Consider the following 10,886-nt stretch of genomic DNA (forward strand, 5'->3'; position numbering starts at 1 on the left):
CATTGTTGCCCCCGACATGCACAAAGTCCATCATCATTATGTATTGCCTTACACCGACACGAATTACGGTAACATTTTTTCGATTTGGGATCGTATTTTTGGGACATTTTCAAAATTAGAAAATTCCAAAATCAGGTACGGAGTCGATACGCATCTCAATGAAAAACAACACAGCGATGTACAAACGATGTTGAAAATTCCTTTTGAAAAGCTTGTAAAAAAAAGCGAAACTATTTTTTAAAAAAAAGTGTGACTCGTGTACCATAGTCCTATTTTTTTTTCTTAATATTGACTAATAATTTAACCTTTAACAAATTATCTGAATTAATTTTCACCTAATGAAAAAGAATAAGAATATCGAATTAAGTCGTGAACAAAACGAAAAGTTGATTACACTTGCCTTAGAAGAGCGAAATCCCTTTGAAATCATTAAAAAAGAATTTGGTTTTGCAGAAAGAGAAATCATCGAAATTATGAAAAAACGATTAACGGCTGAAAAATTTGAACATTGGAAAAAGAAAGCAATGGCTGCCAAACCGAAGCCTAAACCACTAAAGATTGACGACTTTGACGAAGATTTAGATGGGAAATACTACATAAAAAATAAATTAGACTAAATTGGAACTTCTGCTTGCAGAAGTTTTTTTTTACCCCATTTTGAAATTTTATTTAAACATAATTAAACTTTGTTTATTTTATTATTAACTTTGTTTAAAATTTATTCCATAAAGTATTATGAAATCCAAATTTCCAATCAGTTGTCCCAGTTGCGATAGTCGGCTTTCCGTTACCGAGCTCAGTTGTCCGGATTGCCAAACCAAGGTTTCAGGAAAGTACGTCTTGCCTTTGTTGCTGCAAATACCAGAGGAAGAACAACAATTTATTTTAGACTTTTTTTTATCCAGTGGTAGTTTAAAAGAAATGGCGAATCAGATGGGAAAAAGTTATCCCACTGTTCGAAATAAACTCGACGACATTATTGACCGAATTAAAAATCTAAAAACAAATACTCCATTATGAAGTAGCCATTAACGACACATTTGCGCAAGCAATTGAAAATGCTTCGCCAGTTCGCAAGCTCGGGTCATCGAACACCGATGAAAACTATAACAATGTGAGGTAAACTCCAATAAATTAAGAGCGATACCATATACGACCGCTAAAAAATCACTTTTACATATGAAAAAGATCCTATTTAATCCGTTTGAGCAATTTTTAGAACGACCCCTGATTTTATTTGGCACTGCGGCTACAATTGTATTAAGTATGACCGCTGCTTATTTTAATGCCCGATTTGATGGAGTACTCGATTTGCATTTTTATAGCCCAACATTTATGGCAGACACTCTGATGGACAATGCATTAAATATTGTTATTTTATCGCTAAGCCTTTTTACACTTGGGAAAATCAGAAACAATAAAACACGTTTGATCGACATTTTTGCAACGAGTTTAATTGCACGAATTCCGTATTACTTTTTGGCCTTTTTCAATTGGAACAATATTATTTTAATTGAAAGTGAAAAACTAAGACAACAATTTCAAAAGGCACAACCAGGTACTGTACCACAATTTGAAAATACGCAAATGCTTCTTTTATTCGTATTTGCAGGAGTATCGATTGTTTTTTTAGCCTGGTTTACTTATTTGCTTTATCAAGGATACAAAGTAGCCACAAATGCCAAAGGCGCGGCTGAAGTAGTGCTTTTTGGCATCACCTTAATTATCGCAGAAGTAATTTCAAAAATCATTTTCTACCTCATACACTAATTCACCATGAAAAAAATCATCTTTTTTTTACTTTTATCAGTAACTTCTACGCTGTTTGCGCAAGATATCAGTGGAAGCTGGACAGGCATTCTCGATCTTCCAACGTCAAAACTCCCTTTGGTTTTCCATTTCACAAAAACAAACGATGGCTACATCGCAACGATGGACAGTCCGAATCAAGGGGCAAAAGGAATTCCTGTAAACGACATTACTTTTATCAATCAAAAATTGAGTATTTCAATAGCACCAGCGGCAATTAAATATACCGGAAAATGGACGAGCGATACTGAAATTACAGGTACTTTTGAACAAGGTACTTTTGCAACACCCTTGATTTTGACCAAAGGTGTAGTTGAAATTAAAAGACCACAAGAACCTGTGCAGCCATATCCCTACTACTCCGAAAATGTACAATTTATGAATTCAAAAGAGAACATCTCTTTTGGAGGAACGCTTTCTTTACCTAAAAAAGAGGGAAAATTTCCCGCTGTAATTTTGATTTCTGGAAGTGGCCAACAAAACCGGGATTCTGAAATTTTAGGGCACAAACCATTTCTCATCATTTCGGATTATCTGACCCGAAACGGAATTGCAGTTTTGCGTTATGATGATCGTGGTGTAGGCGAATCCAATGGAAACCCCATGTTAGCAACCTCAGCTGATTTTGCCACAGATGCCAAAGCAGCTATCGAATATTTAAGAACTCGAAAGGAAATTGACGCTAAAAAAATAGGTGTCATTGGACATTCCGAAGGGGGTATGATTGCTCCAATGCTTGCAGCAACAGACAAAAATATTGCGTTTTTAGTACTTCTAGCAGGAACAGGCGTGACTGGTGACGTACTTTTAATCGATCAAAATAACGAAGTGGGCAAACAAGCAGGAATGTCGGAAGAAGAATTGAACGCATCAAAAATTACCAACCAAACCATTTACAACATCCTTAAAGAAGACGTTGATTTGTCCGTGATAAAAACAAAATTAACCGCCTATTTTCAATCCAATGTTGATAAAATACCCGCATCGGAACGTCCTACACAACAAGAAATAGACAAAACTTTGAAGCAAGAAGTAGATGGAATTGTCACGCCTTGGTTGCGGTATTTTATTTCCTACAATCCCAAAGAAAATTTGAAAAAAGTAAAATGTCCTGTGCTTGTTTTAAATGGTGAAAAAGACATTCAAGTAACCGCTGATCTCAATACAAAAGGAATTACTGAAGCGTTGAAAGAAGGCGGAAATAAAAAAGTTACTTTGCAAATTTTTCCTGGACTTAACCATTTGTTTCAGCATTGCACCACTTGTAAAGCAGAAGAATACAGTTTAATTGACGAAACATTTTCAACGGAAGTATTAAAAACGATGTCGGATTGGATTCAAAAGCAAGTTAAATAGCCACTAAATCAAAAACCGAACAATGAAAAAAACGCTAGTAGTACTACTCTTCCTATTCGTATTCAAAACAACACATTCTCAAAATTTTGGTGAATTTCCGAAAATTGCAAAAGAGAAACTCCAAAGCGATTTAAATTTATTGTACCAAGGTTTGGACAAGTTTCATTCAGGAATGTATTGGTACACCTCTAAAGACAGTGTTGATTTGGCTTTTCAAAACGCGAAAAATAAAATTGGTACCGATTTAAACGTTCTTGAATTTCATAAAATAGTAGCGCCTTTAGTAGCCTTGTCAAGAGAAGACCATACCGATGTTTTTTTGCCTAAAATTGTTACCGACGAAACTTTCAAAAATCAAGAAATACAGTTTTTTCCATTGATTGTACAATTCATTGGTAAACGACTTTACTGTATCCGAAATGCGTCAAATAATAAAGAAAAACTTGAAAAACTTGAAATTGCAACAATAAATGGTAAAACTCCTGAGGAAATCGTTTCGGAAATTGGAAATTTATTTGCTTCTGATGGCTACATCAAACCTGTAAAATTTAATGATTTAAGTGGATTTAGTTTTTCAAAATATTATTACTATTATTACGGTATTGTTAAACAATTTGAAGTGAAATTTAAAGAGCTGCCCCAATCAGTCACTTTTAAGTCGCTACCTATAAGCCTGATCAACGAAAACTTAAAAAACAATCCTGTTCCATCAACTGACGAAAAAGAGACACCGCTAGAGTTCAAAATAATCAATCAAAACACAGCATATCTTGCCATAAATACATTTGACAACCCGTTAATTAAAAAAGAAAGTGGGTTTAAATCTTTAAATAAATTTTTAGAAAATTGCTTTTTAGAGATTAAAGAAAATAACATTAAAAATGTTATAATTGACGTAAGTGAAAACGGTGGCGGTACAGAGGGAAATGAAGGATTGCTCTACTCCTATTTTGGCAAAAATTATAAAAAGTACCTAAAAGTTAAAGCAAAAAATCAGAAAGTTGTTCTTGATAATGGAACAGACCCACCCATAAAACTAAAAGTATTTGGATTTTTTGAAAGAATTTTTACCAATAAAAAAATGAAAGATGGAAGTCTTGAACGAAGAAATAATTTTATTTTAGGACTGATGGCTTATAAAAAAGAACCCAAAAACAAGTTCTCAGGAAATGTGTATGTAATTATTGGTCCATATACCTATTCAGGCGGTAGTGAGTTTTCCAATATGATGTATTCGCAAGGCTTGGCTACGTTTATTGGACAGGAAACTGGAGGAGGCTATTTAGGAAATACGAGTGGTTACGGTCGCAAGTTAACTTTGCCAAATTCCAAAATAATTATTGATATTCCCGCTCTACAATTTGTTATGAATGTTGAACCCAAATTACCCTTTGGTAGTGGTGTAAAGCCTCATTACGAAGTGCTACCCACAATTAACCAATACCTAAATAAAGAAAATGTCAGTCTGGAATTTGCCTTAAAGCTAATAAATGAAAAAATACAACGGCATTAAATGGAATTTCAAAAATTGGTTTTTAAACCTAATGTACACAAGAGTTTGACTTTTATATACGATAAAACATCAAAAATTTAGAACCAATTACTTCTTTTTCCTTTTTTTGAGGTTTCAAGTAACAATTCAAACAAATTAAAGTCTAACTTTAAAACACTAAAATTTTAATTCTGATGGTTGTAAAACAAAACATATACATATTGCCGTTTTTGGCATTTTTCGCAGTTGGATTTTCGCAGTCCAAAATTCAAGTCCAATTGGATTTGAATAAAATAACAAATGATCAAGTTACAGTTTCGGTAAAAGTTCCGAGTACAGCTGCTTCAAGTTTGGTGTACAGTTTTCCAAAAATAATTCCTGGTACTTATTCCGAAGACGATTATGGAAAATACATTGAAGAATTCAAAGCTTTTGACGCCAAGGGAAATTTGCTTACAACCACTAAAATAGATGACAATTCTTGGAAAATTAGCGATGCCCCAAAAGCCAAAACAATTACGTATCAGGTTAACGACACGTATGATATTGAAGACACACACGAAATTTTTTCGCCTGCAGGAAGCAACATTGAAGAAGGAAAAAACTTTATGATCAACACGCATGCGTTTGTAGGTTATTTTACTGGTTTTGACCAAATCCCTTATGAGCTAACGGTTCTTCATCCTGAAAATCTTTGGGGAGCGACCGCTATGACCGATTTGGATGCATCCAAAACAAAAGACATTTTCAATACCGATCGCTACGCCACATTAGTCGAACATCCGATAATGTATGCCAAGCCCGATTATACCACATTTACGGTTCATGGAATGGAAATTCTCATAGCTGTGTATTCTCCAAGCGGACGTGTAACAGCCGAAAGCATTACTCCTGAAATGAAAAAAATGATAACAGCTCAAAAAAACTTTTTAGGAAATTTTGATTCCACAAAAAAATACGCTGTCCTACTCTACCTATCTGATAACACCAAGCCAGACGCCAACGGTTTTGGAGCTTTAGAACATCCCACTTCCACAACAGTGGTGATGCCAGAATTACTTCCTAAAGCAGAATTACAAGAACAACTCAAAGATGTGGTTTCGCACGAATTTTTCCATATTGTAACTCCTTTGAATATTCATTCGAAAGAAATTCAAAATTTTGATTTCAATGCACCCAAAATGTCCGAACATTTGTGGATGTATGAAGGCGTTACGGAATATTTTGCCAATTTGTTCCAAATCAATCAAGGCCTAATTACAGAAGAGGAGTTTTACAAAAGAATGGCGGGTAAAATTGCAAATGCTTCCACAATGAACGACATGTTGCCGTTTACAAAAATGAGTGCCAATGTTTTGGTTAAACCTTATAAAGATCAATATTTGAACGTATATGAAAAAGGAGCGTTGATTGCCATGTGCTTGGACATTGAAATAAGAGAAAAAAGCAAAGGCGAACGGGGAATTTTAGATCTAATGAAAAAACTTTCGGCAGCATTTGGAACCAAAAAAGCATTTGACGACAGCGAACTTTTTGGCAAAATTACCGCACTTACCTATCCTGAAATTGGCACATTTTTAGAAAAATACGTCAGTGGTCCAACTCCGATTTTGTACAGCGACTATTTTGCTAAAATGGGTGTAACCAAAACGATGGTGTCTTCGGAAGGAAATTTATTTATAAAAGAACAAGCTCCTTTAATCACTGTTGAACCTACTACAAAGGAAATTCGATTTATTCCGAACGCACCAATGCAACCCTTTTTGAAGGAACTAGGACTTCAAGGTGGCGATATCTTAGTTGCCATTAACGATGTAAAATACAACTTGGATAACATCAACGACTTGATTATGTGGAGCACTTCATTACAAGAAAATGATGCAACCACTTTTACCATAAAACGGGACGGAGTGGAGAAAAAATTTACTGGTAAAGCAGTTTTACCAACCGAATTAATACCAGGCTATCAGTTTACAGATAAAGAAAAATCCGCTTTAAAAGAAGCTTGGTTGAAAGGTTAAAATACCCACATTTAAGTTTTAAATATAATCCCCAATTAACAGCGTTTTTTGGGGATTTTTTTATTATTTTGCCAAAAAAATATAACCAAATGAAACAATTTATTCTTTCGCTTACCACAGCAATCCTATTGGTTAGTTGTAGCGAAAAAAATGCGGATACCAACACACATATTACCGGAAACATCAAAGGATTTACTGCAGGAACAGTCTATTTACAAAAAATGAATGATACAGTTCTTACCTCCATCGACAGCGTCAAAATGGATAGAGATTCCAAATTTAATTTTGATTTTAACTTGGATTCTCCCGAAATGATGTATTTGGTGGTGGACAGAGGAGTTACCAAATCAACCGATAACGTTTTACCCATTTTTGTACAACCTGGAACTATTAATGTTGATACCGAATTGAAGTATTTTTATGCGAATGCCAAAATAACGGGATCCGAAAATCATAAACTCTTTGAACAATTTCAGAAAGTCAATAAAAAGTACAACTATGAACTATTGGAAATTTCTAAAGAAAAATTCGATGCCCAGCGCTTCAACCGACCTCAGGATTTGGACAGTATTGAGAACAAGTTTAACCAAAAATTGAAGAGAAAGTATTTATTTGCCATCAACTTTGCCTTGAATAATAAAGAGCATGAAATCGCACCTTATGTAGCTTTGACTGAACTTGGCGATGCCAACATAAAATTTCTGGATACCATTCATAATACCATGAGTCCAAAAGTAGCTGATTCAAAATATGGAAAGCTCCTTACAAGTTATGTGACTGAACTCAAAAAGGAAAACTAGAAAAACATTTTTCAATACAAAAAGTAGCGTGATTCAACATAATTACATGACCGCTATAAACATTTAACAAAATCTTTTCTATTTCAAAATCAGTTTCTGTGTATAGGTTTGTTGCTTTTGGTTTGTAATGTTTATTAAATAAAATCCTTTTTGAAAAGCACTTAAATCTGTCAGAAATTTATCTTGGTTTACATAATCAAATTGCTGCACAAGGCTTCCTAACATATTGAAAACTTTAATTGTGCCTGAGGATATTTCAGGCATCGTTATTTCAATAATTCCGCTTGACGGGTTTGGACTCACTCTGATGGTCGAAATTCCAAAACCACTGGTGTTGAGCATGCAAGTTGCCGTGGTATCAAAAACAATACTACTCAAGTTGTAATTATTGCTTGTTAAATGCGACTGTACATTTTGCAGCTCATTACTGTCAAGACATATTGCTGTGAGTGGGTTATTTGCCCATGCATCAGGTAGCATATAAACATTCCCAGTAAAAAGTTGTTGTGCACCGTTTTTAATGTTGAGCGTGCTGATGTTGTTGTTTTTCATGTACAGGTAAATCATGTTTGGATTATTACTCAAATCGAGCGAGGTAAGCTGATTGTCTCTACACTGCAACAAACGCATGAGCGGGTTGGCACTCAAGTTGATTGATGTCATACCATTGTTCATTACATACAGATCATTGAGCAAAGGATAAGGGGCTAGATCCAAGGAGGTAATGCCTGTATTAAAACAAAATAAAACTTCTAGCTGAGATAAAGTAGGCAAGTTGAAAGCTGAGAGATTTGGACTTTGTGCAATATTTAAATGCTTAAGATTCACAAAATATTCTAAGCCATCCAAACTAGTTATTCCTTGGGATCCAATCCACAATGATGTTATTTGTTGGGCTTCGCTCACTTCTATTTCTCCATTGTTATTAGTATCTACTGTTGCATAAGCAGTACTTGCAAATCCTGTGCTATTGTACAAATTGTTTTGTTGAGCCCAGCCTGTACCTGCCTTATTGATGTTTGGGTTTGCACTTAGTAATACATTCTTAAGGTTTTGACAAGTAAAATTAATCACTTGCGCATTTGAGGTGCTAATTAGAAAGAGCGCTATTGCTGTTATATATAATTGTTTCATGACAGGTGGTTTTTGTATTAGGGGACAATATTTATGGTAATTAGTCCTGAAGCGCAGTTATTTGGGTTGCCATTTTCGCAAATGGTATAGCTAATTTGTGAAAATCCTATTGGATAATTGCCCGCTAAACTTTCTATATTTCCAGTAATTGGATTTAAATACCAATTCGGATTAGTTCCATTCTCTGTAATTACCACATTACTCAAAGTCGCTTGCTGGTCGCACAAAGTGGCATTACCAAGGACATTCATAGGGCCGCTATAATAAGCTTCATAATAAACACCACCCGGTTGCCAAAAATCCACAAAAGGTACACCGCTCGAATTTACATAAACAACATAAGTTGGCGCCTCTATGGCTGGGGCGACGCGACCATCTACTCTAATAGGTACGGTGCATATATTGGGGTTTCCAGTAAGACATGCTTTCATAAAAAAACCATAGGGTTGCGGTGGTGTATTAGGTTGCACTGTTAATGATCCATCGGGGTTTAAGGTTAAAAATGGGGGCATAACAACGGGATAATCGGGCTGATAATCAAATGGTGCTGGTTCAAAGAAAAATTCTAAATCTCCCAACTCAGCAGCATTTGTATTGATTAAATAAGCTGGATCTGGAAACGTTCCCTCTATCCAGCTTGAATTTTCACTAAGTGGAGTATCTGAAGTTTGGGCTTGTGGACTGGTACATATTTTTGCTCCCATACATTTACTAGGATGCGTCAGCACAAAATCGTCAACCAAAATCTGAATTGTACTCGTATTACTTTGTCCACAACCATTGGTAAAAAAATAATTCAAATTATAAGTACCAACAGGTGTATTTGCAGCAATCAAAAGTGTGCCATTACTTTGAATAGTTATGTAAGGATGGTTAGTAGGTATTTGACTAATGATTTGCTGGTTAGGAGCTCCGTCAAACAAATCATTATTTAATATACTGGTTACTGTTGCCTGATCGGTTGTGGAACTTGACACCGTAAATTCATCAGGAAATGTTTCCTCAATAAGTTGTACGCTCACATTATCAATATAATGCACTGCATATGCATTTGCATTAGTAATATTATTGGGGTTTTGAATAGGTGCATTATTAAGTGCCCCGATATACAAATATTCTTCATCACCAGTTGAAGTGTGCGTAAATTGTATGGTCTGCCACTCATTTGGGTCGGTAGTAAATATTGGATTTCCATTTGCATCAGAATTGGTATACAAACTTCCTTGGCTCAACATCGTATTTGTTAAAAAATTGATATTTGCCAACGGAAAGTTTACATTGGTTACAAAAGCCTGATAAGCATAAAATATATTGTTATTGCCATTATCTACCCTCGAAATTTGATAGGAAATACGATACCTTCTACCCTCAATCATAGGTTGCTGTAACGTTGTTCTAATAATTTGACCTATAGTATTGCTGGTTTGAAATGCGTGTGGAAAATTTGGAAAATTAGGCCAATTATAAGTACCTAAAGAAACATAAGCTTGATTTCCAACAACGGCATCATTCTGAAAGCCATAAAGGTTACTAGGTACTCTATATGAAAAATTTGGGGAAGAACTATGAAAGTAATTTGCAGGCATTGTCCCAGCGAACGAAAAGTTCTGCCATCTACAAGTAAGATTAAATTGATGTGGACCGGTAGGTATGCTTTGAAATTGCTCAAAGCCACCATTAAAAACAGTGCTACATGGTGCAACTGAGCCACATACATTTCCATATCTTACCAAAATTATCACATTAGTCAAGCTTCCATAAACGTCTCCATTTTTTGGCATGTAGGTGAGCAAATGTATTCCCTCCTGACTACTGTTAAAAATGATATCGGTGTTATTATCTCCGAAGGTGGTTGAAATATTGGCAATAGTATTAATGACTTGTAAACTTTCAAAACTATTTGCATTTACATCATTGCCTATTAACATAGCACCACTTAAATTAAAATCTTGGTTAGCTTCAATGACAAAAGTAAACGTTAAGTCGGTATTAATACCATCATTTATACCTACTACTATTTCTGAATTATTAGTTTGAAAATTTGTGTAACTATAGTATCCGTTTAAAATTGTTGCGTTACCAAAAGTATCATTAAGATTATAACCAATATCATTTAAAACCATTCGTTCCTCCTCTCTTGGATACCTTTTGGCTATACCATTATCCAATCGATTACTCATCACAAAATACTTGTTGTTTCCATAGGATGAATTGCAAGTAGGGTAAATTTGGTCTTCAAAACAAGATAAACTAATACCTACTTCAAAACATGTT

10 protein-coding genes are annotated in these 10,886 nt (G+C 34.9%); 8 read left to right on the forward strand and 2 right to left on the reverse strand.

Going from position 1 to position 10,886, the window contains the following annotated elements:
* The 8 genes from ACIQ2X_RS09545 to ACIQ2X_RS09580 all read left to right on the forward strand — a co-directional run.
* The coding region (locus ACIQ2X_RS09545; protein ID WP_396178702.1) for a sterol desaturase family protein at nt 1-241 on the forward strand (241 nt) is incomplete at its 5' end.
* Between the two features lie 97 nt (nt 242-338).
* On the forward strand, nt 339-617 hold the full coding sequence (locus ACIQ2X_RS09550; RefSeq protein WP_396178703.1) for a DUF2805 domain-containing protein: 279 nt from the start codon (nt 339-341) through the stop codon (nt 615-617).
* A 118-nt stretch (nt 618-735) separates the two neighbouring features.
* Nucleotides 736-1,020, forward strand: a complete 285-nt coding sequence (locus ACIQ2X_RS09555) for a DUF2089 family protein (protein WP_396178704.1) — start codon at nt 736-738, stop codon at nt 1,018-1,020.
* A 159-nt stretch (nt 1,021-1,179) separates the two neighbouring features.
* Nucleotides 1,180-1,770, forward strand: coding sequence for a hypothetical protein (locus ACIQ2X_RS09560; RefSeq protein ID WP_396178705.1), 591 nt, complete (start codon nt 1,180-1,182; stop codon nt 1,768-1,770).
* A 6-nt stretch (nt 1,771-1,776) separates the two neighbouring features.
* Nucleotides 1,777-3,165, forward strand: a complete 1,389-nt coding sequence (locus ACIQ2X_RS09565) for an alpha/beta hydrolase family protein (protein WP_396178706.1) — start codon at nt 1,777-1,779, stop codon at nt 3,163-3,165.
* A 22-nt stretch (nt 3,166-3,187) separates the two neighbouring features.
* Entirely contained in the window at nt 3,188-4,678 is a 1,491-nt protein-coding gene (locus ACIQ2X_RS09570; protein ID WP_396178707.1) for a S41 family peptidase, read from the forward strand.
* A gap of 173 nt (nt 4,679-4,851) precedes the next feature.
* Nucleotides 4,852-6,678 carry a peptidase M61 gene (locus tag ACIQ2X_RS09575; RefSeq protein ID WP_396178708.1) on the forward strand — a complete coding sequence of 609 codons (1,827 nt, stop codon included), beginning with the start codon at nt 4,852-4,854 and terminating at the stop codon, nt 6,676-6,678.
* 89 nt (nt 6,679-6,767) lie between these two features.
* Nucleotides 6,768-7,478, forward strand: coding sequence for a DUF4369 domain-containing protein (locus ACIQ2X_RS09580; protein ID WP_396178709.1), 711 nt, complete (start codon nt 6,768-6,770; stop codon nt 7,476-7,478).
* Nucleotides 7,479-7,556: 78 nt separating this feature from the next.
* Here ACIQ2X_RS09580 and ACIQ2X_RS09585 read toward each other — a convergent pair whose 3' ends face one another.
* Together ACIQ2X_RS09585 and ACIQ2X_RS09590 are read right to left on the reverse strand one after the other, a co-directional pair.
* Nucleotides 7,557-8,612, reverse strand: coding sequence for a T9SS type A sorting domain-containing protein (locus ACIQ2X_RS09585; protein ID WP_396178710.1), 1,056 nt, complete (start codon nt 8,610-8,612; stop codon nt 7,557-7,559).
* Nucleotides 8,613-8,629: 17 nt separating this feature from the next.
* On the reverse strand, nt 8,630-10,886 hold a 2,257-nt coding region (locus ACIQ2X_RS09590), incomplete at its 5' end, for a hypothetical protein (RefSeq protein ID WP_396178711.1).

Origin of the sequence: Flavobacterium sp., from assembly GCF_044368625.1 — a bacterium.
In the GTDB taxonomy this organism is placed as follows: domain Bacteria; phylum Bacteroidota; class Bacteroidia; order Flavobacteriales; family Flavobacteriaceae; genus Flavobacterium.

Excerpts from the sequence above, each read along its gene's own strand:
- ACIQ2X_RS09580 (WP_396178709.1), top strand. The coding sequence starts at position 6,768 with ATGAAACAATTTATTCTTTCGCTTACCACAGCAATCCTATTGGTTAGT.
- ACIQ2X_RS09575 (WP_396178708.1), top strand. The coding sequence starts at position 4,852 with ATGGTTGTAAAACAAAACATATACATATTGCCGTTTTTGGCATTTTTC.
- ACIQ2X_RS09555 (WP_396178704.1), top strand. The coding sequence starts at position 736 with ATGAAATCCAAATTTCCAATCAGTTGTCCCAGTTGCGATAGTCGGCTT.
- ACIQ2X_RS09560 (WP_396178705.1), top strand. The coding sequence starts at position 1,180 with ATGAAAAAGATCCTATTTAATCCGTTTGAGCAATTTTTAGAACGACCC.
- ACIQ2X_RS09550 (WP_396178703.1), top strand. The coding sequence starts at position 339 with ATGAAAAAGAATAAGAATATCGAATTAAGTCGTGAACAAAACGAAAAG.
- ACIQ2X_RS09565 (WP_396178706.1), top strand. The coding sequence starts at position 1,777 with ATGAAAAAAATCATCTTTTTTTTACTTTTATCAGTAACTTCTACGCTG.
- ACIQ2X_RS09585 (WP_396178710.1), bottom strand. The coding sequence starts at position 8,612 with ATGAAACAATTATATATAACAGCAATAGCGCTCTTTCTAATTAGCACC.
- ACIQ2X_RS09570 (WP_396178707.1), top strand. The coding sequence starts at position 3,188 with ATGAAAAAAACGCTAGTAGTACTACTCTTCCTATTCGTATTCAAAACA.